Origin of the sequence: Rhodococcus sp. T2V (genome assembly GCF_029269925.1) — a bacterium.
Lineage (GTDB): Bacteria > Actinomycetota > Actinomycetes > Mycobacteriales > Mycobacteriaceae > Rhodococcus_F > Rhodococcus_F koreensis.
In genome coordinates, this window is the sequence record NZ_JARJBD010000001.1 from 363,505 (window position 1) to 388,363 (window position 24,859).

Here is a 24,859-nt window from a genome sequence, read left to right on the forward strand (position 1 = left end):
GCAATGAATCGCAGGTTCTCCGGCACGAGCAGTCACTTCCCTCCGGCTTGCTGGGACCGCCGCGTACCAGCGGACATGTCAACGGTCGGAACAACGCGGTTCACTCATGCGCTACGAACTCGCTCGGGGCCCTGTCGCCCGGACGGGTACACCAACCTTGCCACGCAGTCCGAACTATCGAGTCCAGGTCGTGACGGACGCACCAATCCAGATCGGCGTGGATCCGGTCTGCACTGGCTACGACCCGGGGCGGATCACCCGGGCGGGGTTCGGTGACATCCCACTGAAAGTCGACTCCGCTGGCGTGTCGGATCGCGTTCATCATCTGCAGCACACTTGTGCCGGTGCCGGTCCCGACGTTATAGGTGACAGCCAGCTTCGCGACCTCCATGCGTTCGACCACGGCTGCGTGGGCGTCGGCCAGGTCTGCGACGTGGACATAGTCGCGAATGCACGTTCCGTCCGGAGTGGGATGTGCACCGCCGAAAATCTGAGGCCGGGTGCCCTCCGCAACCGAGCGGAAGACGCGCGGTATCAGGTTGCTCTCCCCGCGGTCCGCCAGGCATGGGTCGCCCGCGCCGGCGACATTGAAGTATCGGAGCGATGCCCAGCTGAGCTCGGATGTTGCGGCGGTGTCGCGGATCATTCGCTCGCCCATGAGCTTGGTCCAGCCGTACGGAGATTCGGGCTCCGTGGGTGAATTCTCTGTCACCACGCCATCGGACGGTGTTCCGTACACGGCGGCACTCGACGAATAGACGAGCCGCTTCACGCCGGCGCAGGCCATGGCAGTCAGCAGATCGAGTATGCCGACGACGTTCTCATGGTAATAGGCGAGGGGCCGAGCGACCGACTCTGCGACCGCCTTCTTTCCTGCGAGATGAACTACGCACTGCACGTGGTTCGTTCGCATCACCCGAACCAGCAGGTCTGTGTCGAGGACCGATCCGACATACAACGGTGTGTCTCGACCCAGCCGGTCACCGATACCCGTGGAGAGGTCATCGAGCACCACCGCATCGTGGCCGTTGCTTTGCAGTGACCGCACGACGTGCGCTCCGATGTATCCGGCACCACCTGTCACCAGAATCCTCATAGCGTACTCCTGGGTTGCGCCACAGTTGGTTTCGCACATGCGCTAAATACTCCAGGTTGCCGACGGGACTCCTCTGCTCCGGTGAGCATCGAGTACTCCTGTGGCATGTCCACAACCCATCTGCCGTCGAGTTCGGGGAGTTCTCGTCGCACCTCCGCGTACAGATCCGGGAGCGTCAGGAGTACGAAATCGGGATCGGCCGAGACTAACTCGGCAGGGGAGATGATCCGAAGATCCGTGCCCGGCATACGCCGGCCCTGTTTAGCGCAGGATGCGTCTGCCACCGCCTCCACCAGGCGTCGGTCGACGCCCGCCCGGCTGAACAGGGCAACAGCCCGCGACGCCGCGCCGTATGCGTAGACGCGTTGCCCGCGGTCGGCCATCGTGGCGAGCCAGGTATGCAGCGCACCGGCGTGACCGTCCGCAGCCTGCTGCAGGGTCCGGAGTGTTCGCGGCTCGCACACCCCCAGGGCGTGTTCAGTCGCAAGGATAGTGCGGACGGTGTGCGATGTGTCCGAGCGGACTCCGTGCCGCGCGGCAATCAGGACGGTGCCGCCGTAGAGGTCGAACTCCCACGCGTGCGACACGCGCATCCCCACGTCCGTGAGCATCCGCTGCAGGGCGGTCAACGAGTAGTACGCATAGTGACCGTGCCGCAGCGCGTTCCACTGGCGGTGTGTGACTATCGCAGCGAGAGAGTGGAATTGGAGCAGAAGGACACCGTCACTTGCCGTCGCGTTCACTCGTTCCCGCAGTGCCGACCGCTGGCAGGCCTCGTGCATGAGGCCGAAGCAGTCGAGGACGACCGAGGCAGGTCTCCCCGGGGGCGGCGGGCAGAATCCGCGCGCCGCGAGCAGTCCGAGCCAGCTACCGCCGTGCGGGCTGCCGAACTCGAGTACGGTGTCACCGTCGAGGAATCCTGACATCGCGACCGTCCGGACCGCGTCGGCAGCCTGTGTCCGCAACGCCAGCGGCTCGACGCCTTGTGGCTCCTCGGGCGTCGTGTCGTCCTCCGCGAGTTGCGCGAGACCGCACCGTCGGCACAACTCCATTGCCAGCGGATGCGCCGACTCGCACGTGTCGATCGCCGACCACTCCGGCGGGAAGTGGTCCGCCGCCGGTGTTTGCCCGAGATCGAGCACCCTGACGGTGTCGGATCCGGCACATGCGCGGCAGATCATCGTGGCCACCCTGACTTCCGGAAATTCCTGACGTGCCCGTCGCGATGCGGCACGATGGTGATGTGCGCGTGGAAACCACGGAACTCGAGGACGTCCTGCTCTTCACTCCCGAGCCGTTTAGGGACGGGCGGGGACTCTTCACACGGACGTTCGATGCGCAGATCTTCGACGACGCCGTCGCGCGTCGGCCATCCTCGGGCCGATCGGTCCGTGCCGCGGACTTCGTGCAGGATTCGCAGTCGCGATCGGTGCGCGGCGTGATCCGCGGCATGCACTGCAGATCGGGGGACGGTGAGGCCAAGCTCGTGCGTTGTGCGCGCGGAGCGATATACGACGTGCTCGTGGACGTGCGGCGGACGTCGACGACCTTCGGCCGGAAACAGGCGTTCAGGCTCGACGACGACAGCTTCTCGCATCTGTTTGTGCCACCGGGATTCCTCCACGGTTTTCAGGCCGTCACCGACTGCGACGTCTGTTACCGGATCGACCGCGGCCACGATCCCACCGAAGATCTCGCGGTGGCCTACGACGATCCCAGCCTCGGGATCGAGTGGCCGCTCCCGGTATCCGCTGTGAGCACCCGCGATGCCTCGGCGGGCAGCTGGGAGGCTCTGCTCCGGTGTCTCTGAAGACCGTACGATGCCGATGTCAGCCATGGCCGGCCCCGACACGGAGAAATCGGAGTGACTCGTCGAGTCTGCCCGAGGCGCGCAGCGTCTGCAAGTGAGCCAGCCGGGTGAACCGCGTGGTGAACAGCTCTTCGGTGAGCCCCCACCGCACATAGTTCTCGTACAGTTCGACCGCGCCGTCGGCGACGGTCCACTGCGGTGTGTATCCGTCGAGCGCCGTCCGGATCGCGCTGAAATCGACTCGATACGACCGCGGATCCGGGCCAGTCTCTCCGGTGACGGCGACGGTCGAGTCGGGCACAGCCGCCGCGGCGGCTTCCGCGATCTGCGCCACGGTGACGTTGTTGGTCTCCGTGCCCACGTTGTAGGCGCGGCAGTGAACAGCGTCCACAGGCGCGACGAGTGCGGCGCAGAATGCGGTGGCGATGTCGCGGGCATGTACGAGCGGACGCCATGGCGTGCCGTCCGACAGCACACGCACAGTGCCGGTGAGCATCGCGACGCCGACGAGGTTGTTGAGGACGATGTCGGCGCGAAGACAGGGCGAGAACCCGAACGCGGTCGCGTTTCGCAGAAAGACCGGCGAAAACCCCGAGTCGGCGATGGCGGTCACGTCTTCCTCGACCCGCACCTTGCTCTCCGCGTATGGGGTGAGTGGGCGGAGTGGCGCCGATTCGTTCACCAGGCCCTCGCCCGCCGAGCCGTAGACCGAGCACGTCGAAGCGTACAGGAAGCGTTGCACCCCAGAATCTTTGGCAAGGTGGGCGAGTCGCACCGACGCGTGATGATTGATGTCGTAGGTGATGTCGGGGGCGAGTGAACCCAGCGGGTCGTTCGACAGCGCGGCGAGATGGATCACGGCGTCGAAGCCGGCGAGATGTGACTGCTGCACGTCGCGGATATCCGCGTCGATCGACGGAACCTCGGAAGAGCCGGGTCCGAGGATGCAATCGGCGAACAATCCCGAGTCGAGCCCGACGACGTCGTGACCGGCAGCGAGCAGATACGGAGCCATGACCGAGCCGAGGTAGCCACGGTGTCCGGTGAGGAGTACTCGCATGTCAGGTCCTTCCGAATCGGATGGCCGCCTTCTCGAGGACGAAGGCCTCGGCGTGCATCCGCCGACACTGGACACCCCGCAACCGGGTGACGCCGAGGAATGCTTCTTCGTCGAACCAGTCGCGGTCGATCTGGGATGGGTAGTGCTTCAGGAGAACCCGGGCCTTCTCCTCCGCCACCGCTCGAATCAGAGGATGGAAGACGGTGGGTTGGGGGGTGTCCGCTTCCCACTTGAGGATCTCGTATCCCAACACGAGATGGTCCCGAAACACGGTCGGTACGAGTTCGGCCAGTAACCGGTGATCCTGGTGGGCGTCCTTGCGGTGCGGTGCGAACACGATGTCGGGCTCGCACCGCCGCCGGAATCCCTCGAGCGCAGTCTTGATCGGTTCCCAGTATCCGGGCGCGTGGCCGTCGGGAACGTCGAGGACATCGAGTTCGATGTCAGCGCCGGGGCACAATGCGGTGAGCGCGTGCCGTTCCTCTATCTCTCGTCGGGAGTCGTCGCCCGACAACACCAGAGCGCGCACCCGGAGTCCGGGCGACATCGACGCCAGAGTCAGCAGCGTCCCGCCCATACCGATCGCGATGTCGTCGCAGTGCGCACCGAGAACGGCGATCTCGGCGACACCTGGAGCGCGGAGGTCGAGCATGGGCTATGACACCGCCTGCGGTTGCTCCCACACCATCCACGGATGGATCCCCTTTGCGTAGTTCGCGTCGAGTTCCGCCCGCTCCTTGAACGTATCGGCAGGCTTCCAGAAGCCGTCGTGGCGGTATCCGAACAGTCGGCCCTCGCCTGCGAGGGTTTCGCAGACATCCGCGACCAGATCGCCACCTGGTGGAAGAAGTTCGAAGATCTCGTCGCTGAGGACGAAATAGCCCCCGTTCTCCCAGATCGGTAGCCGACTGACCGGAATGATCTCCTTGACCTCTCCGGACTCGGACACGTTCACGCAGTGGAACGAAGACTGCGGTGGGACGACGAGCATCGACGCCGCGGCGCCGGATTCGTGGAACTTCGCGACCACGTCGTCGAGGGGAGCGTCGGTCAGGACGTCCGCATAGTTCGCAAGGAAGTACTCGTCGCCGTCCAGATGCCGGCGCACGCGGCGCAGTCGTTCACCGATCGCTGATTCCAGACCCGTGTCGACGAACGTGATGGACCAGTCGCTGATATCGGAATGCAGCAACTCGATCTTGTTGGCGTGGAGGACGAAGTCGTTGGACTCCGCTTCGCGGTAGTCGAGGAAGAAGTCTTTGATCGCTTCGGCGCCGTAGCCGAGGCAGAGGATGAATTCCTTGTGCCCGAAATGGGCGTAATAGTGCATCACGTGCCACAGCAGGGGCCGGGGTCCGACCATCTGCATTGGCTTCGGAATGGCGTCGTTACCGTCGTTGCGCATCCGCATGCCGTAGCCGCCACAGAACAGGACAACTTTCATGTCGTGAGCCTCCTTGCCGCGCTGTCGGGTTGAAGTGTCGCTGTGTGTAGGGAGGGGAGCGGGAAGACGAGTTCTCCGCCCCACTCGCCGATATAGCGCAGCTGTTCGGTCAGTTCCGCCTCGAGATTCCAGGGCAGCACGAGGACGACGTCGGGGCGATCCTTCTCGATCTGCCGGGGATCGAGTATCGGGATCCGGGTGCCCGGCGTGTACCGACCATGCTTGTAGGGATTCCGGTCGACCGTGTATTCGAGGAGGTCGGGACGAATTCCGCAGTAGTTCAACAAAGTGTTTCCCTTGCCGGGAGCGCCGTAGCCGACGACGGTCCTGCTCTGGGCCTTGCAGTCCAGGAGGAATCCGAGCAGTTGCTGTCGCACGGCCCTCGCGCGCGGTTCGAGCTCGAGGTAGCCGTCCACGTCGTGTAGTCCGGCCGCTGCCTCTTGGCGCAGCACCTCGGCGACGCGACGAGTCGGCTCGCATTCGACAGTGTCGGGACGCGCCCAGAGCCGTATCGATCCGCCGTGCGTTTCCAGCAGCTCCACGTCCACGACGGCGAGGCCTGCAGTCGCGAGTACCCGGGTCGCGGACAGCACCGTGTAGTACTGGAAGTGCTCGTGATACACCGTGTCGAACTGCGCGAGCCCTACCAGGTTCAGGGCATGGTGAACCTCGATGCTCAGCCAGCCGTCGTCGGCGACGAGGGTGCGCAAAGCGCGAGTGAAACCCCGAAGGTCGGGAACGTGTGCGAAGACGTTGTTCGCGACCACGAGGTCCGCGGGGCCGTGGTCCGCCCGGACGCGCAGCGCGAGGTCCTCGTCGAGAAATGCCGTGAGAGTGGGGACCCCGCGCTCGCGGGCGACCGCGCCGACGTTGCGCGAGGGTTCGATTCCCAGGCAACGGGTGCCGGCGCCGACGAAGTGTTGCAGCAGATAGCCGTCGTTGCTCGCCACCTCGACTACCGACGACGTGACATCGAGTCCGAGCCTGTCCACGGCCGAGAGGACGAACAGCCGCGCGTGCTCCACCCAGGAGTCCGAGAAGGAGGAGTAGTAGGCGTAATCGGTGAACGTGTCCTCCGGGGTGATCAGGGCGGGAATCTGCAGAAGCAAGCAGTCTTCGCACAGGCGGAGATGTAATGGATAGGTGACTTCCGGAACGTCCAGCGCCGGTTCGGTCAGGAACAGTTCGCAGGGCGGAGTCGCACCCAGATCCAGGATGCTGCGCAAGCGATCCGAGTCGCACAGTCTGCAGCGCATGGGCCGTCTCCCTTCCCCAGACCAGGAAGTCGCGACGGAACCTGTGAGGCATGTCACACCGCTGGTCTCCTTCACTCAATAAACCACACCTGAGGTCCATCCACAAGCCTCAAAACCAACTTGAAGTTTGTTAAATGGCAGAAAAAGAGTTTCCCGGGTTTATTGAATAACTGCGCAACCAAGGCGTGTGGGGTGTTAGTTTCGCCACGTCAGGGATTCCGGCACCAATGGCGCAGCCGGTGGATACCGGACGGGGTATGGTGAAATCTCATCCGCTGAATTAATTGCGGGGGAATGGTAATTGCCATTGAGAGCCTGAAGTGCCGATGACATCGGAGGGTGCCCGATGCCGTTCGTCATAGTCGAACGCAAAGAGACGCTGGTCGCCGGACTGGCCGTCCGCAGCCCGAAGAGGGCGCTGGGGAAAGCGCGCGACAAGGATCTCGAAAAGACGTGGTCCACCCTGCTGGCGCAGAACGTGGACAGGCCTCTGGCGTCCGCCTATGTCGACCACGCTCCCGAGATCAACTCGTACTACACGCAAATCGTGGGCTACGAGTGCACTTCGATCGATCAGGTCGGGCGCGGGCACCTGGTCTCACGGATTCCTGCGGGAACCTATGCGAAGTTCTCCTCGGTCGGAACCTTCCCCGACCTCTTCGACGCGCTCTGGGGGCAGATTCGTGATGCGGAGGAATCGCGGCAGATCGAACGGTCCTACACCGGCGACTTCGAGTTCTACCCGCACGCGTTCGGGATCGATTTGTATGTGGCGATAGTGCCACCCGCGACGATGCAGGGGCCGCAATGAGTTTCGAGATCGTCAAGCGTGAGTCCGCCGACTTCGGAGGGCTCGTTCTGCCGCGCACGGAGCTCGGTTCGTCGGCGCATTCGACCGATCTGATGAAGTTCACCCGCGAGCGCATCCAGCAACGCGGCACTGCCGAGCTGGTCACCGTATATGTCGCGGTCCCGGATCTGGGGTGGACCGCCGTGATTGGATATCGGTGTACCGACCTCGGTCAGCTCGAGGTCGGTGACGTACTGGTGCGTATCCCGGCCGGCTACTTCGCCAAGTTCACGCCCGACGGACGGTCGTCCGACCCGATCGAGGACGTGTGGATTCAGGCCGAGCTGGCGGAGAAGGAAGGGCGCATCGAGCGCGCCTACGCGGAGGAGATCGAGGTCTTCCGCGCTCCGAGCAACGTCGAGCTGTTCATTTCTCTCGCCTAAATTCGCGTCGACAATTACCGACCGGAAGTTTGTTTTCGAGCGCATTTGTGGCATCTCAGGTGACAAATCCGGTGTAAACGCGGAAAATAAGTAGCCGCGGGGCTGTGACCGGGTTCGTGTGTCCAGTTCTTGGGGTCTTTACGTAACCCGTGAGTCCCCGGAATTGCCGCACCGACTCCGATGGGAAAGCCAATGCCAGTTGAACAGCTGTTGCGTCCGCAGGTCGACGCACGGTCGACAGACACGCTAATCGACCAAACACTGAGCGTGTGGGATCCACGATCGGAGTGTCGCTTCGTCGTCGCCCGGCCCTCCGAGGAGCCCGAGCTGTGGGAAGCATATCTCGAGGGAGCGGTAGCGGGCTATCGCAAGTACGGCGCCGAGAAGGCGCTCGAGTACCGCCTGATTCAGGACGGCGACAGCACCGCGATCTTCTTCGTCGCGATCGAGCCGAATGGCTCCGTCGCAGCGGGTGTCCGCACGCAGGGACCGTACATTTACGCTGGTCAGGCGCATGCGATCACGGAATGGGCAAACGATCCCGGGGCTCCTGCCGTCCGCCGGATGATCGAGGACCGGCTGCCGTTCGGTGTCGTGGAGGCGAAGGGCGCATGGGTGTCGGACACCGCCGCCCGGCGCGGTGAACTCGTCGGCGCCCTCGGTCGTATTGCTACCTTCTCGATGGATCTGCTCGACGTCCAGTTCATGCTCGCGACCGCCGCATCCCACGTCTTGGACACGTGGCGAACCACCGGCGGGGTAGTGGCCGACCATATTGCTCCCGTGCCCTATCCGGATGAACGCTACGAGACACGGCTGATGTGGTGGGATCGGAGTAGGCGCAGGGGCCGCGCCGAATCCATGCAGCTGGCCCAACTGTTACTCACGACGTCCGGACCGACGCCGTCGGCAGCCATCGCCACGGGGACGGGAGGAGACGTCGTCCGGCCGATGCGGAGCGTCTCGTGAACGAAACACACGGTGAGTACACCGCACTGCTGCTCGACGAGGGCCACTCCGGGGACGCGGCGGTACTCGACCGCCTCCGCCGCGACCCCGCGGTAGTCTTCGTCGATCGACTCGACCATCAGCGGGACGCGCTGCGTTCCCTCGTTCCCGCGCCGGGCCCAGATGTGCTCGATGAGGCTCCGGTGTGGGCGTACTACTCGTGGCGACGGACCGTGGTGCGTCTGCTCGGTCCTACGTCGTTCCGGCTGTTGCGGCTGGACCGGAATCGGAACAAGATCACCGCGCGGGAGCAGGAACGCCTCAGGGACGTCACCGTCGGGATCGTCGGTCTCAGTGTCGGTCACGCCGTCGCGTTGGCTCTCGCGCTGGAAGGCGCGTGCGGCGGCTTGCGGCTCGCGGACTTCGACACGCTCGAGCTGTCCAACCTGAACCGGGTTCCCGGCACCGTTCTGGACCTCGGCGTGAACAAGGCGGTGGTCGCCGCCCGCCGTGTCGCGGAGATCGATCCCTACGTCACAGTGACGTTATGGAAGGACGGTGTCGACGTCGAATCGGTCGCCGACTTCTTGGACGGCACGGACGTGGTGATCGACGAATGCGACTCCCTCGACGTCAAGGTGTCCCTGCGGCGGGAGGCCCGGCGCAGGGGATTGCCGGTGCTGATGGCGACCAGTGACCGGGGTCTGCTGGACGTCGAGCGTTTCGACGTCGAACCCGACCGGCCCTTGTTCCACGGAGTGATCGGTGACGTCGACGTGGAATCGCTGGCGGGGCTCGGCTCGCGGGACAAGATTCCACTCGTGTTGCAGATTCTCGACGCCGGACAGTTGTCGGCAACGATGGCGGCGTCGTTGGTGGAGGTGGACGAAACCATCACCACGTGGCCTCAGCTCGGGGGCGAAGTGCTGCTCGGCGGGGCGGAGGTCGCGGCGGCGGTGCGGCGCATCGGGCTCGGGCAGCCGCTCGCGTCGGGTCGCTGCCGGATGGATCTGGACGATCATCTCGATGCCCTCGCCGATCCACCGCTGCCGCAACCTCTGCCGGAGCAGCCGGTGAACGGGGCCGCGGCCCCGCCGCAGGACGCTGTCGACGCCGTCGTGAATGCCGCGGCCCGCGCGCCTTCCGGCGGCAACGTCCAGCCGTGGACGATCGCGGCGGACGACGCGGGACTGACCATCTCCCTGGCCCCGGAGCACACGACGGCCATGGACGTCGGGTACCGCGGCAGTTGTGTCGCGGTCGGCGCCGCGCTGCACAACGCCCGGATCGCCGCGTCCGCCGCCGGGCTTCTCGGCGCGGTGACGGTCCACGACCGCGGTTCGGGGCTTCCCGTCGCCTCGATGACGTTCGGCAGCGGGAACGACCGGGAACTCAGCGACCGCTACCAGCACATGCTCGACCGGACCACCAACCGCAGGCTGGGCGTCCCCCGGCCGTTGGACGATTCGCAGGCCGGCCTTCTCGCCGAGGCCGCGGCTCGCGAAGGCGCCCGCCTCTGCCTGGTCACCGACCGGGACGACATCGCGGCGATCGGCGCCATTCTGGCGGAGTCGGACCGTATCCGTTTCCTCACACCCACCCTGCACCGCGAGATGATCGGCGAGTTGCGGTGGCCACCCCGGGATTCGATCGACACCGGCATCGACGTGCGCGCGATGGAACTCGACTCGGCGGAACTGTCGACGCTCGCGCTGTTGCGGAGCCCCGAGGTCATGGAACGACTCGGCGCACAGGACGCGGGACAGGCGCTGGGCAAGTCCACCGCGGACCGGATCGCCTCGAGCTCGGCTGTCGCGGTCGTCGCGGTTCCGGGCAGTACCTCACGGGACTATGTGCGCGGCGGTGAGGCGACCGAAAGTGTGTGGATCCACGCGCAGGCGCTCGGCCTCGCCGTCCAGCCGATTTCGCCGGTGTTTCTCTACGGTGTGGAAAGTGCGGAACTCGAACAACTCTCACCGCAGTATGCGGCACCATTGGAGAGGCTGCGGGAAGAATTGTTCGACGTCGTCGGAGCGAAGGCTGGTGAGGCGCTCGCCATGGTGCTACGGCTCAGCCATGCGCCGGGCCCGTCGGTTCGGAGCGAGCGCCGCGCCGACCGGGTGCGAAGGCGGATATCGTAACGAGAGGAGGGCCCGTGAACACCGAGAAGCAAACCGAAAAGCTCGAGACCCTGGTGACAACCGTGGCGTCCCGGCTCACGCCTGTCGACGCGGTCTCGTTCAAGGCCGTGGCCACCCGCGTGCTGCAGGATCTCGTGGAACACTTCGAGGTCGACACCAGTTTTCTCCGGTTCACCGACCACGAGATCGCGGCTACGGTCCTGGTCGCGGAATACCCTCTTCGGCCCTTCATCCCCGACCCCGACCCACTCGGCGTCGTCTACTTCAAGGATGCCGATCCGACGTTCGCTCAGATCGAGCACCAGAAGGAAGTCGCCATCTTCCGTCCGGAGGTGTCCGGTCCGGATTACAACGAACGGGTCCGCGAGGCGTCGGGGGTGCCGCAGGTGTCACTCGCCGCCGTTCCGCTGCTGTCCGGCGAGACGACGACGGGCACGCTCGGATTCATCAAGTTCGGCGACCGTGACTGGACGCCGCCGGAGCTCGACGTCCTCAAGGCGATCGCCGCCCTGCTCGCCCAGGTCCAGGCCCGCATCGTCGTAGAGGAGCAATTGCGCTACTCGGCCGATCACGATTCCCTCACCGGACTCAGCAACCGGCGCGCCCTCTACCACCACCTGGACACCCGCCTGGCGTCGACCGAACCCGGGCCGGTCGCCATTCTGTTCTTGGACCTGGACCGCCTGAAACCCCTCAACGATTTCTTCGGGCACGGGGCGGGCGACGGGTTCATCTCGACGATCGCGGACCGGCTCAGATCGACCAGCGAGGCCGACGACCTCGTCTCGAGGCTGGGCGGCGACGAATTCGTGCTCGTGCTCGGAGGATCGGTGTGTCTCGAGGAGGCGGAGAGGCGGGCGGAGCACATCCGCGACGTCGTGACCGAACGGGTGCGTCTCGGCCGCGAGGTGGTCAGCCGCAGTGTCAGCATCGGGGTCGCGGCGGGGCGTCCGGGCAAGGCCACGACGAGTTCGCTCCTCAGCCAGGCCGACCAGGCCGTCATGGTTGCGAAGACCAAGGGCGGTAACGCGATCAGCGTCTTCACCGACGAGATGCAGGAGGAGAGCGAGAAGCGCAACATGATCGAGCTCAGTCTGCGTGCGGCCATCGCGGACGAGTCGCTGTTTCTCGAGTACCAGCCCGAGGTCGACCTGCGGACCGGCCGGATCATCGGGGTGGAGGCCTTGGTGCGGTGGAATCATCCGTTGCTCGGGCTGCTGCAGCCGGGCTCGTTCATCGACGTCGCCGAGGCGACGAACGTTGCGGGCGAACTCGGGCGCTGGGTCATCCGGAAGGCCTGCCGGCAGTGGGCCGACTGGCGGTCGCAGGCGCCCGAGCTGGATCTGGATCTCCGCGTCAACGTCTCACCGGGACAGTTGGCCGGTCTGGACTTTCTCGACGTCGTCGCGAACGCGTTGACGGAGTTCGACCTTCGCAAGGGCGCACTGTGTCTGGAGATTACGGAGAACGCGGTGCTCAGTGACCTCACCTGGACGCGTGAAGCGCTCGAAGGGCTGCATGCAATGGACGTGGAGGTCGCGATCGACGACTTCGGCACCGGGTACAGCTCCCTCAGCCACCTCAAGGCACTGCCGGTGGGGACGTTGAAAATCGACAAGGGTTTCGTGATGAACCTGGATACCAATCCGGAGGATCGGGCGATCGTGAAGTCGATCATCGGCCTCGCCGAGTCGTTCGGCCTGGAATTGGTGGCGGAGGGCGTCGAGAACGTGGAGTCGGCCCGGCAACTTCTGGAAATGGGATGTCATCGGGCCCAAGGATTCCTGTTCAGCCGCCCGGTCTCGGCGGAGAAGGTCGGCAAGCTGCTGGCCGCAGGCGCAATTGAGGTCGGGCTGTAGCCTTCTGCCTGACACCTAACCGTACCGAAAGTTCGGTTTGCTAGGAATACAATAATTGAAGACATTTGATTGCAGCTATAACAGACCTGGAGTATGTTTTGGAGGTAGTAATCAACTCCACGGCGCGATCAGATCGTTGCGGTGGCGGGCGGGTACCGAGCATGGGTTTGACCAATGTGCGAATGTGGAAGCGATTTCGAGACGCTGAGCGTGTCCGAGCGGACGCAACTTCTCATCAGATCCCAATGCGCACATGGCCGCAGGGGGGCGGGGGTCCCGACCATTCCCGGTCGTTCCGTGCCCGAACCCCCCTCGCCGCGGCCGTCCTGGGAGCGCACGTACTCTCAGGCCGCGATGGGCAGCGATCTGGTCAGCGTCGTCGCTGCCGACCTCTTCGTCACGGTCGTCTACCGCCAAATCCCTCTCTGGACGTGGGCCGGGAGCCTCGCGGTCGCGGTCGCGGTTCCGGTCCTGACGATGCTGTCCCTGGCGTTGGCGCATGCGTGGGATCCGCGCATTCTCGGCAGCGGAGCCGAGGAGTTTCGCAGAGTGGGACGGGCGTACGTGTGGGTGATCGCGGTGATGGCCGTCGCCGGGTACGCCCTGGGTACGGCGAACGGCCACTCGTGGGTGTTCGGCGCTCTTCCGCTCGCGGCGGCGCTGTCGGTGCTCGGACGCTACGTGCTGAGGCGGGCACTGCGCAGGCGCCGGAGATCGGGAGGCTATCTGCGATCCGTCCTCGTCGCCGGCGACGTCGACGAAGTGCTCGAATTGATCAAGCGCACGCCGGACATCTCGCAGGCGGGGTGGCGCGTGGACGCCATCTGCCTGGCCGACGTGAGACCGGGTGAACAGCTTCCGCTCGCCATCGACGACACTCCTGTGATCGGCACGGAGAAGGACATCGTCGGCATCACCAGGCTCCATTCTTTTCAAGCGATCGCGGTTCTCCCCTCGAGCGGCTGGACCCCCGCTCGCACCGAGCGGTTGAGCTGGGAGTTGGAGGGTACCGGTACCGATCTGCTGATCGCGCCCGTGCTCATGGATGTCGTCGGTCCGCGCTTGCACATCGCCCCCGTCGCGGGAGTCCCGTTGATGCAGTTGAGTGCGCCGACATACTCGGGCCCGGCGTGGGTGATCAAGAATGTCTTCGATCGGATCTTCGCTCTCGTCATCGTCATCGCGATCGCGCCCGTTCTTCTCGTCATCGGCGGGGCGATCCGCGCCAGCAGTCGTGGTCCGGCGTTGTTCAAGCAGACTCGCGTCGGACGGGACGGCGAGGTGTTCACGATGTACAAGTTCCGCAGCATGGTGGTGGATGCGGAAGCTCGAATCCGTGAGCTCGCGGCGTTCGACGAGGGCGCAGGCGTCATGTTCAAGATGCACGACGACCCTCGGGTCACCCGGATCGGCAGGTTCATTCGCCGCTACTCGCTCGACGAGCTGCCGCAGTTGTTCAATGTCGTATCGGGCAGTATGTCGCTGGTAGGTCCGCGGCCGCCGTTGGAATGCGAGGTAGCGCGTTACGGCGACGACGGCGCGCGGCGTCGGCTGTTCGTCAAACCGGGGCTCACCGGACTGTGGCAGGTGAGTGGCCGGAGCAACCTCAGCTGGGAGGAGTCGGTGCGCACCGACCTGCACTACGTCGAGAACTGGAGCTTCACGCTGGATTTGCTGATCCTCTGGAAGACCGTTCGCGCTGTGCTGCGACCGGAAGGCGCGTACTGAGGGTGTGTCGGTCCGGCGCCGGTCATGGGCGTGCGAGGCGGTAGGGCGGTCGTCTGGCGAGACTGCGGACAACCCACGGACATCATCGGCTTCGAGGAGACAGCGTTACAGACTCAGGGTATGTTTATGCCCACACCGAAGGACCTCTTGTCTTTATTTGGCAAAGTGCGGTAACTTCTCGAAGGGTTTGCTGGAGAGTCGCTGAGAGTGGCTTCCCGCACGAAACGTGGGACTGTCGAAGACTGGAGCAGGGGGATCGATGTCTGGTGGTTCGGTGTCGCCGATCCCCGAGTCCCGCATCGGGTGCGACGTGATGACGGTCGGGCACGTGCGAAGCAGTGTCGAGCGCTTCGGCGACCGCTATCTGAGCAGAATCTTCACACCCCACGAATTGGAAACCTGCGCAGGACCTGCGCGGGTCCAACGGCTGGCCGCCCGATTCGCGGCCAAGGAAGCCGTGGTCAAGGTGTTGCGGCCAGGGGATGTCGCCCTGCCGTGGCACACCATCGAGATCCGGCGCGAGAGTTGGGGCGGATGCGGAGTGCGACTGTCCGGCAACGCATCGGCACTCGCCGAGCGGCAGGGGCTCGGCGGGTTCGACGTCTCGATCTCGCACGAGGCCGACGTCGCGATCGCGATGGTCACCGCGTCCCGGCTGGGCACGCCCCCCGATCACGAAGGAGAACGCCACCCATGAGCGAGCACACCATCCGCAAGGTTCTCGGCGACCACGCCCGGCTGTCCGTCGACGCCGCGAGCATCGCCGTCGGCGCCGATCTCTACGAACTCGGTCTGACATCCCACGCGAGCGTCAACGTCATGCTGGCGCTGGAGGATTCGTTCGACATCGAATTCCCCGACGAGTTGCTGCGCAAGAGCACGTTCGCGAGCGTCGACTCCATCCGGGGCGCGCTCGTCGAACTCGGCGTGGCATGAGCATCGCCCTCGCGGGTGACACGGGGATCGGGTCCGCCCCGGTTTCCGGACCGTCGGCGCGGGCCGCGAGTGTGGCCGAGGTGGCCGCGCGGTGGGCCGTCGACGTCGATCGTGACGCGCGCTTTCCGCAGGAGGCCGTGGATGCGCTCCGGGACCAGCGTCTGCTCTCGTGTGCCGTCCCTCCGGAACTGGGTGGGGAAGGTGCGACACTTCGGGAACTGTGCACGATCGCCCGGACTCTGGGCCGCCAGTGCGCCGCGACCGCGATGATCTTCGCGATGCACCAAACCCAGATCCTCTCGCTCGTACGGCATCCGGGTGGCGATGGCGTCGCCGGTTTCCTTCGCGACGCGGTCGCCGGTCAGTACCTGCTGGCGTCGGCGACGACGGAACTGGGCATCGGCGGCGACGTCCGCCGCAGCACCTGCGCGGTGGAGCGGTCCGGTGGCGTGGTGTCGCTGGTCAAGAACGCCCCGGTCATCTCGTACGGCGAGTACGCCGACGCGATCCTCGCGACCGCGAGGCGCACCCCCGACAGCCCGCCGAGCGACCAGGTGCTCGTCATCTGCCGGCGTGCCGACGTGACGCTCGAGCGCACCGGTGACTGGAACACGCTGGGGCTGCGCGGAACCTGCAGTCCCGGGTTCGTGCTGCGGGCCACCACCAGCCCGGATCTCGTCTTCGCCGACCCCTACTCGGAGATCTCCGCGACGACCATGCTCCCGGTATCGCACTCGGTGTGGCCGGCGGTGTGGCTCGGCATCGCCGACGCCGCGGTGGAGAAGGCACGCCGGTACGTGCGGGTAGCCGCGCGTAAGCAGCCGGGCACAGCCTCGCCCGCCGCCCTGCGCCTCGCCGAGGCAGCCGCTGTGCATCAGCAGTTCGCGGACGTCGTGTTCGCGGCGGCCGGACGGTTCGACGACGCCGACGCGGCTCCGGCCGGTTCGCCGGAGGCCGAAGTCGCGTGTGGCGTCGGCTATTCGCTGGCGATGAACAACCTCAAGGTCACGGCGTCGACCCTGGCCGTCGACCTCGTCGGCAGGGCCCTGCTGATCTGCGGGATCGCCGGCTACCGCGAAGACACGGAGTACTCGCTCGGCCGGCACCTGCGTGATGCGCACGGTGCGGCCGTGATGGTCAACAACGATCGAATCATGGCCAACTCGGCGCAGATGGCCACCGCATACCGGGGGACGATATGAGCACGGATATCGCAGTGGAGCAGGAAGAGACGAGCGAACTCGAGCGCGCCCGCCGCGCGTTCCGGGCGGAACTGCTGGGAGCCGGGCTCCTGGTGGACACGTCTGTCGCCGGCCTCTACGGACGGTCGGGGTTGTTCGAGGACATCGTCGACGGCATCGACGCCGTCGTGCGGGCAGCGGGCCCGGGCGCGTCCGCGGCCCGATTCCGGTTTCCGCCGGTGTTCCCGCGCACCAGTTTCGAGCGTACCGACTACATCGCGTCGTTCCCGAATCTGACCGGTGCCGTCAACACGTTCACCGGCACCAACGCCGAGCACGCGCAACTCCTCGCGGCGCGGGCCGAGGGCGAGAGCTGGGACAGGTGGCTCGAGCCGACCGACACCATGCTGGTGTCGGCGGCCTGCCACCCCGCGTACCCGATGTTTACGGGAGTGCTGCCGGACGGCGGTGCGCTGCTCGACGTGTACGGCTACTGCTTCCGGCACGAGCCCGCGTTCGATCCCGCCCGCATGCAGGCGTTCCGGATGCACGAGTTCGTGCGGATCGGCACCGCGGACCAGGCTGCGAACCACCGTGACTCGTGGATCGAGCGCGGACTGGAGGTGCTGTCCGACCTGTGGCTGGACGCCACCCCGGTGGTCGCCAACGACCCGTTCTTCGGCAGGGCCGGACGCATGCTGGCCGCCAACCAGCGCGACGAGAACCTCAAGACCGAGCTGACGGTGCGCCTGTACGGCGATCTCGACGACGGGACCGCCGTCGTGTCGTGCAACTGCCATCAGGACCATTTCGGTGTCACGTTCGACATCGCCACCGCGGACGGCGGTGTCGCGCACAGTGCGTGTGTGGGGTTCGGGATGGAACGCATCGCGCTCGCGATGCTGCGGACCCACGGCATGGACCCGTCGCGCTGGCCGAGCGCGGTGAAATCCCGGATGTCGCTGTGACGTCCCGGCTGATCGACATCTCGCCGGACGGCTACGAACCGCACCCCATCCACGCGGACGAACGGACCTGGACCGAGACCAACTGCTACCTCGACCTGTGGGTGGAGGTACTCCACTCGCTCGGGCTCGATCCGGTGCCCGCCGCCGCGTGCGCATTCGGCGCCCGCTTCGACGGATCGCAGTGGACGTTCCTGAAGTTCAAGGCCGAGGATCTGTTCGCCCTGTACGGGATCGACGTGGGGGAGATGAATGTCTGGCGAGGTGTCCTCGACCATGTGGAGGACAATCTCGCAGTCGGGATGTTGTCGACCGTCGAGGTGGATGCGCACTGGCTCCCGGACACGGCAGGCACCGGCTACCGCGAGAGCCACACCAAGACCACGATCGTCGCGAACTTCGTCGACCGCGAGTCCGGTGTGCTCGAGTACTTCCACAACAGTGGGTATCATCGGCTGACCGGGGAAGACTTTCGAGGGCTGTTCGGACTCGACCTCGCCGGATCGGTGACGTTCACGCCGTACGTCGAGCAGGTCCGGTTCGACGGGGAGCCGGAATACCGGCCGGGCCGCTTCGACGCGGTGCTGCGGCATCATCTCGCGACGCGACCGGACGGAAATCCGGTGCGCGCTCTCGCTGAGCGGGTGGTCGCCGACGTGCCCTGGATCCGCGGCGCGGGCATCGACACGTTTCACCTGTGGACGTTCGGGGTGTTGCGGCAGTGCGGTGCCACCGCGGAACTCGCCGCCGACGTCTGCGAGCACCTCGAGCGCAACGGGTTCGCGGGGGCCGCGGCGTTCGCTCCCGGCTTCCGGGAGGTGGCGCGGGGCGCGAAGAGTGTGCAGTTCCAGATGGCGCGCGCCGCTCGCGGACGCAGCGTCGACCCGTCAGCGCAACTCGACGGCATGGCCGAGGCGTGGGAACGGTCGGTGGACGGCGTGGCGCGCGTGGTCGGACACGCGTAGTGGATCTTCTCGACGGTGCCCGGTGGCGTTGCGTGGCAACGGAACCGGGTTCGGTCACCGATCCGTCGGGATTGGCTTGGGTGCCGGGTCCGTGGTATCCCGCGCAGGTTCCGGGTACCGCGGCCGGCGCGATCCGGGCGGCCGACGGCGTCGCGGCGGCGCGCGCGGTGCAGACCGATGCGGTGGACTGGTGGTTCGTCACCGACGTGTCCGGCGGCGGCCCGGGTCCGTGGCGGCTCGAGTTCGACGGCCTGGCCTCGCACGCGGAGGTGTGGGCCGGCGACGACCTCGTCCTGTCCTCGGAGTCGATGTTCGTGCCGGCCTCGGTCGAAGTGGACTCCCGCCCCGGCACGGTCACGCTGGCGATCCGATTCCCGTCGCTCGACGCGGCGCTGCGCAGCCGGCGGCCCCGCGGACGCTGGCGGTCGTCGCTGGTGAGTGCGCAGGGGCTGCGCTGGATGCGTACGAGCCTGCTCGGTCGCGCTCCGGTCTTCGGCGGCGTGCCCGCCCCGGTCGGGCCGTGGCGGCCGGTGCGACTGCACGACCGCACGGCGCCGGTGCTGTCGGACCGTCACGTGGTCACCGCAGTGCAGGACGGGGCGGGCGTGCTGGATCTTGCCGTGCGCGTGCACGGCTCGGCCTGCCCGCCGCCCGTCGTCCGGCTCGGCGACGTCTCCGCGGAGGCGACCGTCGTCGAAACCGGCTCCGGCGCGCAGGACGTGCGCGCCCACCTGCGCATCCCCGACGTCCGGTTGTGGTGGCCCCACACCCACGGCGTCCCGGTGACGTATCCGCTGAGCATCACCCTCGGCGAGCACGTCGTCGACCTGGGCGCCGTCGGATTCCGCACCGTGAGCGTGGCGCGCGGCGACGGCGGGTTCCGGCTGGCGGTCAACGGCGTCGACGTGTACTGCCGCGGCGCCGTCTGGACCCCGGTCGATCCGATCGGGCTGGCGGGCCGGTCACCGACGCGGGAGACCCTCGAGCGGGTGGTCGAGGCCGGGCTCAACATGGTCCGGGTGCCGGGCACGATGCTGTACGAGGACTCCGCATTCTGGGACGACTGTGCCGAACTCGGCGTTCTGGTATGGCAGGACGCCATGCTGTCGACGTTCGACCCGCCCGACGACCAGCCGTTCCTGGAACTGCTGACCGCGGAGATCGAGGCGGTGCTGCGGCCGCTGTCCGGTAACCCCGCGCTCGCCGTGTTCAGCGGCGGCAGCGAAACCGAACAGCAACCCACGATGCTCGGGCTCCCCGCGGCGCACATCCCGGCGGTACACGACGTGATCCCGGCGGTGGTCGCGCGGACCGCGCCGGGGGTGGCGACGGTGTCGTCGTCGCCGTCCCCGCCGCCGGGAGGCGACGCGCTCGCGACCCACGTCGGAACGGGTGTCGCGCACTACTTCGGCGTCGGCGGTTATCGGCTTCCGCCGTCCGACGTCCGCCAGGCCGGGGTGCGGTTCGCCGCCGAATGCCTCGCGTTCTCGATCCCGCCGTCGGACGCGAAAATCGAGACCGAGTTCGGCAGCCTCGCCGCTGCGGGCCACCACCCGCGGTGGAAGGCCGCCGTGCCCCGGGACAACGGGGCGTCCTGGGACTTCGAGGACGTCCGCGATCACTACGTGCGGACACTGTTCGGTGAGGAGCCGTCGACGGTCCGCTGGTCCGATCCCGAGCGGTACCTGGCCCTCGGTCGCGCCGCCGTCTGCGAGGCCTTCGAGGCGGCACTCGGATACTGGCGTCGGCCCGACTCGGGATGCGACGGCGCTCTGGTGCTCGCGCTCCGCGATCTCGAACCCGGCGCCGGATGGGGACTGCTCGACTCCGACGGCAGGCCGAAGGCGCCGTGGTTCGTGATGCGGCGGCTGTCCCGGCCGGTCGCGGTGCTCCTCGGCGAGGACGGGATGGACGGACTGCGCATCGACGCGGTCAACGACTCGGCCCGCGCGATCGTGGGGGAGTTGCGGGTCCAGGTGCACACCCGCACGGGTTCGCGCGTGTTCGACGTCACCGAACCGGTGACCGTCGCCGCGCACGCGGCCCGCCGGTGGTCGCTCGACGCGCTGCTCGGTCGCTTCACCGACGCGACACACGTCCATCGGTTCGGGGTCCGCGGCTACGAGAGCGCGACCGTCACGCTGTCGGGCGAGGGGCGTGTCGTCGCCGAGTCCGTTCACCTCTTCGGCGGCGCCGCTCGTGCACTCGAACGCACCGTCGGCCTGACGGCGGCGGCGCGGGAAACCGCGCCCGGCGACTGGGTGGTCGACGTCGCCACCGACGGCGCTGCGCAGTACGTCCACCTCGAACTCGGCGGATTCGAACCCGCCGACTCCTGGTTCCATCTGCCGCCCGGCGGCACCCGGATCGTGCCGGTGCGCAGGACCGGAACGGCGGAGTCGGTGACCGGGCAGGTGCGGGCGCTGAACTCGGTGAGCGTCGCCCCGGTGGTGCGGGCCGCGACCTGATCCGGACCCCGGTTCGTCGATGTGCGATATCGACTAGGCTGGCTCAGTCCGCAACTGGCCGCTCGTCCCGGCCCGAGCTGTTCGCCGGCAGTTCGTCATCACTGCTCAGGAGTGCGTCGTTGTCTTCCCCGCTCATCGCTGCCGAGCCCTCGTCCGACACCCCGCTCGCCGGGCTGGCGAAGATCGCGCTGGGCGACGCCGTCGTCGCGCAGGTGACCGAGGCCCTCGGCCGGCATCACCTCGACATCGTCGCACCCGCACCCGCCCGGCCCTTCGTGGCCGCGGCCCTCGCCGAGCGCACCCACCTGCTGCTGGTCACCGCGACCGGTCGCGAGGCCGACGACCTCACCGCCGAACTGCAGGAGATGATCGGCGACGCCGTGGCGCAGTTCCCGTCGTGGGAGACGTTGCCACACGAACGGCTGTCGCCGAGCGCCGACACGGTCGGTCGCCGGGTGGAGGTGCTCCGCAGGCTCGCGCGGCCCGGAGACCGCTCGTACGGGGCGCCGCTCCAGGTCGTCGTCACCACCGTCCGTTCACTGGTGCAGCCCATGGCGCCCGGTCTCGGTGAGATCGAACCCGTCACGCTGCGGGTGGGGGTGGAGCACGACTTCGACGGGCTGATCCAGCGGCTCGTCGAAATGGCGTACACGCGCGTCGACATGGTCGGCAAGCGCGGCGAGTTCGCCGTCCGCGGCGGCATTCTGGACCTGTTCTCGCCCACCGCGGACCATCCGGTGCGCGTCGAGTTCTGGGGCGACGAGGTCACCGAGTTGCGCGCGTTCTCCGTCGCCGACCAGAGGTCGCTCGCCGAACTCGACATCGACGCCGTCATTGCGCCGCCGTGCCGCGAACTGCTCCTCACCGAGGACGTCCGCGATCGGGCCGCGCAGCTCGCGGTCGACAACCAGGCCGACGCCGCGCTCGTCGAGATGCTCGACAAGATGTCGGCAGGCATCCCGGTCGAGGGCATGGAGGCACTGCTGCCCGTGCTGCGGCCGGGACAGCTGCAACTGCTCACCGACGTGCTACCCGAGAGCGCGCACGTGCTGCTGTGCGATCCGGAGAAGATCCGGACACGCGCCACCGACCTGGTGCGCACCGGTCAGGAGTTCCTCGAGGCGTCGTGGACGGCGGCCTCGATCGGCGGCGCCGCCCCGCTGGACACGTCGGTGCTGAAGGGCGACGGCATCGACCTCGGCGCCTCCGCCTACCGCTCGCTCAGCCAGGTCCGCGAATCCGCGGAGGCCGCGGGTCTGCCGTGGTGGACGCTGAGCCCGCTCGCGTCCGGCAGCGGCGAGGAACTGGAGCTGGCGGTCACCCCGGCACCGCAGGTCCGCGGTTCCGACGAGCTGCTGTCCGAGCTGTTCGTGAGCCTGCGCGCCCATGTCAGCACGGGCGGCCGGGCCGTCATCGTGGTCGCAGGCGCCGGTACCGCGCATCGTGTGCTCGAGCGCCTCCTCGAGGCCGAGGTGCCCGCGGCGGAACTCGCACCCGGTTCGGAGCCCGCCCGCGGTCAGGTCGGGGTGCTGCGCGGTTCGCTGCACGACGGCCTGGTCTTTCCCGGCGGCGACACCACCCCCGGGCTCGTCGTCGTCACGGAGTCCGATCTCACCGGCAACCGGGTGGCCGCGGTCGGCGACGGCAAGCGGCTGCCCGCCAAGCGCCGCAACCAGGTGGACCCGCTCGCCCTGACGGCCGGCGACATGGTGGTGCACGACCAGCACGGCATCGGGCGATTCGTCGAGATGGTCGAACGGACCATCGGCGGCGCGCGGCGCGAATACCTCGTGATCGAATACGCCGCCAGCAAGCGCGGCCACCCGGGCGACCGGCTGTTCGTCCCGATGGAGTCCCTCGACCAGCTGTCGCGGTACGTCGGCGGCGAACTGCCCGCACTCAGCAAGCTCGGCGGTTCCGACTGGGCCAACACCAAACGCAAGGCGCGCAAGGCGGTTCGGGAGATCGCCGGTGAACTCGTCCAGTTGTACGCGGCGCGGCAGGCCGCGCCCGGTCACGCGTTCGGCCCGGACACCCCGTGGCAGAAGGAGATGGAGGACGCCTTCGCGTTCACCGAGACCCACGACCAGCTGACGGTCATCAGCGAGGTCAAGGCCGACATGGAGAAGGCCGTCCCGATGGACCGCGTCGTCATCGGCGACGTCGGCTACGGCAAGACGGAGATCGCGGTGCGGGCGGCGTTCAAGGCCGTGCAGGACGGCAAGCAGGTGGCGGTCCTGGTGCCGACGACGCTTCTCGCCCAGCAGCACCTGCAGACGTTCACCGAGCGGATGGCGGCGTTCCCGGTCACGGTGCGCGGGCTCTCCCGCTTCACGGATACCGGCGAGTCGAAGGAGATCGTCGCAGGCATGGCCGAAGGCGAGATCGACGTCGTCGTCGGCACGCACCGGCTGCTGCAGACCGGGATCCGGTGGAAGGACCTGGGCCTCGTCATCGTCGACGAGGAACAGCGCTTCGGCGTGGAGCACAAGGAACACATCAAGGCGCTGCGCACCCACGTGGACGTACTCACCATGTCGGCGACGCCGATCCCGCGAACGCTCGAGATGAGCATGGCGGGCATCCGCGAGATGTCCACGATCCTCACCCCGCCGGAGGAGCGGCACCCCATCCTCACGTACGTCGGCGCGTACGCCGACAAGCAGGTGGCCGCCGCCATCCGACGGGAACTGCTCCGCGACGGGCAGGTGTTCTACGTCCACAACCGGGTCAGCTCGATCGACAAGGCCGCCCAGCGGATCCGCGAACTCGTCCCCGAGGCGCGCGTCGTCGTCGCGCACGGCCAGATGAACGAGGACACGCTGGAGCGGACCGTGCAGGGCTTCTGGGAACGGGACTACGACGTGCTGGTGTGCACCACCATCATCGAGACCGGCCTCGACATCTCCAACGCCAACACGCTCATCGTCGAACGCGCCGATTCGCTGGGCCTGTCGCAGTTGCACCAGTTGCGCGGTCGCGTCGGGCGTAGCCGTGAACGCGGCTACGCGTACTTCCTGTACCCGCCGGAGAAGCCGCTCACCGAGACGGCCTACGACCGTCTGGCGACCATTTCGCAGAACTCCGACCTCGGCGCGGGCATGGCGGTCGCGATGAAGGACCTCGAGATCCGTGGCGCCGGAAACGTGCTGGGCGCCGAGCAGTCCGGTCACGTGGCGGGGGTCGGGTTCGACCTGTACGTGCGGCTGGTGGGGGAGGCGGTCGAGGCCTTCCGGGCGGCGGCCGACGGCAAGCCGATCACCACCGAGGACGCCCCGAAGGAAGTCCGGATCGATCTTCCCGTCGACGCGCACATCCCCCCGGACTACGTCACCAGCGACCGTCTCCGGCTCGAGGGGTACCGCAAGCTCGCGGCCGCCACCGAACTCGACGGCATCACCGCCGTCGTGGACGAACTCGTCGACCGGTACGGCCCGCTCCCCGAGGAGGTTCGCCGGCTGGTCTCGGTGGCCAAGCTGCGCCTGCTGGCCCGCGAATACGGCCTCGAGGAGATCGCCGTGGTCGGGACGCAGCTGAAGATCGCGCCGATGGCCCTGCCCGACTCGAAGCAGCTGCGTCTCAAGCGGATCTACCCCAGCGCGCAGTACCGCGCCACCACCGGCATGGTGCAGTTGCCGCTGCCCCGGGCGGGTTCGGGTGGGATCGGCGCCGAGCGGGTGCGCGACGTGGAGTTGCTGCAGTACATCGCGGACTTCGTGCTCGCGCTGGACGGCAAGGCCGCCGGGTCCGTGGTGATGGAGGCCTGACC

Annotated in this window: 20 protein-coding genes; 14 read left to right on the forward strand and 6 right to left on the reverse strand. The window is 67.2% G+C overall.

Annotated elements, in window-relative coordinates; all coding sequences use genetic code 11:
• Positions 1-100: 100 nt before the first annotated feature.
• Both galE and P3H15_RS01605 read right to left on the reverse strand, forming a co-directional pair.
• The gene (gene galE / locus P3H15_RS01600) at positions 101-1,096 is read right to left on the reverse strand and encodes a UDP-glucose 4-epimerase GalE (protein WP_276135640.1); all 996 of its coding nucleotides are present in this window, start codon (positions 1,094-1,096) and stop codon (positions 101-103) included.
• Positions 1,093-2,277 (reverse strand): methyltransferase domain-containing protein, encoded by a 1,185-nt coding sequence (locus P3H15_RS01605; protein WP_276135641.1) that lies wholly within the window; start codon positions 2,275-2,277, stop codon positions 1,093-1,095. Before P3H15_RS01605 ends, galE begins: the two co-directional genes overlap by 4 nt.
• A gap of 62 nt (positions 2,278-2,339) precedes the next feature.
• Here P3H15_RS01605 and P3H15_RS01610 point away from each other — a divergent pair, with 62 nt between their 5' ends.
• The gene (locus P3H15_RS01610; protein WP_276135642.1) at positions 2,340-2,906 is read left to right on the forward strand and encodes a dTDP-4-dehydrorhamnose 3,5-epimerase family protein; all 567 of its coding nucleotides are present in this window, start codon (positions 2,340-2,342) and stop codon (positions 2,904-2,906) included.
• A gap of 19 nt (positions 2,907-2,925) precedes the next feature.
• Here the strand turns inward: P3H15_RS01610 and P3H15_RS01615 are convergent, their stop codons facing one another.
• Genes P3H15_RS01615 through P3H15_RS01630 form a run of 4 tightly spaced genes read right to left on the reverse strand, consistent with a single transcriptional unit; the run spans position 2,926 to position 6,666 of the window.
• The gene (locus P3H15_RS01615) at positions 2,926-3,966 is read right to left on the reverse strand and encodes an NAD(P)-dependent oxidoreductase (RefSeq protein ID WP_276135643.1); all 1,041 of its coding nucleotides are present in this window, start codon (positions 3,964-3,966) and stop codon (positions 2,926-2,928) included.
• Position 3,967: 1 nt separating this feature from the next.
• Entirely contained in the window at positions 3,968-4,618 is a 651-nt protein-coding gene (locus tag P3H15_RS01620; protein ID WP_276135644.1) for a PIG-L deacetylase family protein, read from the reverse strand.
• 3 nt (positions 4,619-4,621) lie between these two features.
• Entirely contained in the window at positions 4,622-5,410 is a 789-nt protein-coding gene (locus tag P3H15_RS01625) for a glucose-1-phosphate cytidylyltransferase (protein WP_276135645.1), read from the reverse strand.
• Positions 5,407-6,666: a class I SAM-dependent methyltransferase gene (locus P3H15_RS01630; protein ID WP_276135646.1), complete on the reverse strand. Its 1,260-nt coding sequence runs from the start codon at positions 6,664-6,666 to the stop codon at positions 5,407-5,409. Before P3H15_RS01630 ends, P3H15_RS01625 begins: the two co-directional genes overlap by 4 nt.
• 346 nt (positions 6,667-7,012) lie before the next feature.
• On the opposite strand from P3H15_RS01630, the gene P3H15_RS01635 reads away from it, so the two are divergent.
• The 13 genes from P3H15_RS01635 to mfd all read left to right on the forward strand — a co-directional run bounded on the left by P3H15_RS01635 (position 7,013) and on the right by mfd (position 24,857).
• The gene (locus P3H15_RS01635; RefSeq protein WP_276135647.1) at positions 7,013-7,477 is read left to right on the forward strand and encodes a GyrI-like domain-containing protein; all 465 of its coding nucleotides are present in this window, start codon (positions 7,013-7,015) and stop codon (positions 7,475-7,477) included.
• Complete coding sequence (locus P3H15_RS01640) at positions 7,474-7,899, forward strand: hypothetical protein (protein ID WP_276135648.1); 426 nt, start codon at positions 7,474-7,476, stop codon at positions 7,897-7,899. Before P3H15_RS01635 ends, P3H15_RS01640 begins: the two co-directional genes overlap by 4 nt.
• 192 nt (positions 7,900-8,091) lie before the next feature.
• Positions 8,092-8,868, forward strand: a complete 777-nt coding sequence (locus P3H15_RS01645; RefSeq protein ID WP_276135649.1) for a hypothetical protein — start codon at positions 8,092-8,094, stop codon at positions 8,866-8,868.
• Positions 8,865-10,988, forward strand: coding sequence for an Rv1355c family protein (locus tag P3H15_RS01650; RefSeq protein ID WP_276135650.1), 2,124 nt, complete (start codon positions 8,865-8,867; stop codon positions 10,986-10,988). Before P3H15_RS01645 ends, P3H15_RS01650 begins: the two co-directional genes overlap by 4 nt.
• A 14-nt stretch (positions 10,989-11,002) precedes the next feature.
• On the forward strand, positions 11,003-12,847 hold the full coding sequence (locus P3H15_RS01655) for a bifunctional diguanylate cyclase/phosphodiesterase (protein ID WP_276135651.1): 1,845 nt from the start codon (positions 11,003-11,005) through the stop codon (positions 12,845-12,847).
• Positions 12,848-13,144: 297 nt separating this feature from the next.
• Complete coding sequence (locus P3H15_RS01660; protein WP_276135652.1) at positions 13,145-14,575, forward strand: sugar transferase; 1,431 nt, start codon at positions 13,145-13,147, stop codon at positions 14,573-14,575.
• Between the two features lie 259 nt (positions 14,576-14,834).
• Positions 14,835-15,272, forward strand: coding sequence for a holo-ACP synthase (acpS, locus tag P3H15_RS01665; RefSeq protein WP_276135653.1), 438 nt, complete (start codon positions 14,835-14,837; stop codon positions 15,270-15,272).
• The gene (locus P3H15_RS01670; protein ID WP_015889559.1) at positions 15,269-15,511 is read left to right on the forward strand and encodes an acyl carrier protein; all 243 of its coding nucleotides are present in this window, start codon (positions 15,269-15,271) and stop codon (positions 15,509-15,511) included. Before acpS ends, P3H15_RS01670 begins: the two co-directional genes overlap by 4 nt.
• Positions 15,508-16,713, forward strand: a complete 1,206-nt coding sequence (locus tag P3H15_RS01675; RefSeq protein ID WP_276135654.1) for an acyl-CoA dehydrogenase family protein — start codon at positions 15,508-15,510, stop codon at positions 16,711-16,713. Before P3H15_RS01670 ends, P3H15_RS01675 begins: the two co-directional genes overlap by 4 nt.
• Positions 16,710-17,660 (forward strand): amino acid--[acyl-carrier-protein] ligase, encoded by a 951-nt coding sequence (locus tag P3H15_RS01680; protein ID WP_276135655.1) that lies wholly within the window; start codon positions 16,710-16,712, stop codon positions 17,658-17,660. The genes P3H15_RS01675 and P3H15_RS01680 overlap by 4 nt, the downstream gene beginning before the upstream one ends.
• On the forward strand, positions 17,657-18,622 hold the full coding sequence (locus P3H15_RS01685; RefSeq protein WP_276135656.1) for a DUF1839 family protein: 966 nt from the start codon (positions 17,657-17,659) through the stop codon (positions 18,620-18,622). The genes P3H15_RS01680 and P3H15_RS01685 overlap by 4 nt, the downstream gene beginning before the upstream one ends.
• A gap of 32 nt (positions 18,623-18,654) precedes the next feature.
• Complete coding sequence (locus P3H15_RS01690) at positions 18,655-21,090, forward strand: glycosyl hydrolase (protein ID WP_276135657.1); 2,436 nt, start codon at positions 18,655-18,657, stop codon at positions 21,088-21,090.
• A gap of 119 nt (positions 21,091-21,209) precedes the next feature.
• Complete coding sequence (gene mfd / locus P3H15_RS01695; protein ID WP_276135658.1) at positions 21,210-24,857, forward strand: transcription-repair coupling factor; 3,648 nt, start codon at positions 21,210-21,212, stop codon at positions 24,855-24,857.
• Positions 24,858-24,859: the final 2 nt, after the last annotated feature.

What these genes read in the sequence shown, in the direction of transcription:
- galE (WP_276135640.1), bottom strand. Translation starts at nt 1,096, where the DNA reads ATGAGGATTCTGGTGACAGGTGGTGCCGGATACATCGGAGCGCACGTC.
- P3H15_RS01605 (WP_276135641.1), bottom strand. Translation starts at nt 2,277, where the DNA reads ATGATCTGCCGCGCATGTGCCGGATCCGACACCGTCAGGGTGCTCGAT.
- P3H15_RS01615 (WP_276135643.1), bottom strand. Translation starts at nt 3,966, where the DNA reads ATGCGAGTACTCCTCACCGGACACCGTGGCTACCTCGGCTCGGTCATG.
- P3H15_RS01620 (WP_276135644.1), bottom strand. Translation starts at nt 4,618, where the DNA reads ATGCTCGACCTCCGCGCTCCAGGTGTCGCCGAGATCGCCGTTCTCGGT.
- P3H15_RS01625 (WP_276135645.1), bottom strand. Translation starts at nt 5,410, where the DNA reads ATGAAAGTTGTCCTGTTCTGTGGCGGCTACGGCATGCGGATGCGCAAC.
- P3H15_RS01630 (WP_276135646.1), bottom strand. Translation starts at nt 6,666, where the DNA reads ATGCGCTGCAGACTGTGCGACTCGGATCGCTTGCGCAGCATCCTGGAT.
- P3H15_RS01635 (WP_276135647.1), top strand. Translation starts at nt 7,013, where the DNA reads ATGCCGTTCGTCATAGTCGAACGCAAAGAGACGCTGGTCGCCGGACTG.
- P3H15_RS01640 (WP_276135648.1), top strand. Translation starts at nt 7,474, where the DNA reads ATGAGTTTCGAGATCGTCAAGCGTGAGTCCGCCGACTTCGGAGGGCTC.
- P3H15_RS01645 (WP_276135649.1), top strand. Translation starts at nt 8,092, where the DNA reads ATGCCAGTTGAACAGCTGTTGCGTCCGCAGGTCGACGCACGGTCGACA.
- acpS (WP_276135653.1), top strand. Translation starts at nt 14,835, where the DNA reads ATGTCTGGTGGTTCGGTGTCGCCGATCCCCGAGTCCCGCATCGGGTGC.
- P3H15_RS01670 (WP_015889559.1), top strand. Translation starts at nt 15,269, where the DNA reads ATGAGCGAGCACACCATCCGCAAGGTTCTCGGCGACCACGCCCGGCTG.
- P3H15_RS01675 (WP_276135654.1), top strand. Translation starts at nt 15,508, where the DNA reads ATGAGCATCGCCCTCGCGGGTGACACGGGGATCGGGTCCGCCCCGGTT.
- P3H15_RS01680 (WP_276135655.1), top strand. Translation starts at nt 16,710, where the DNA reads ATGAGCACGGATATCGCAGTGGAGCAGGAAGAGACGAGCGAACTCGAG.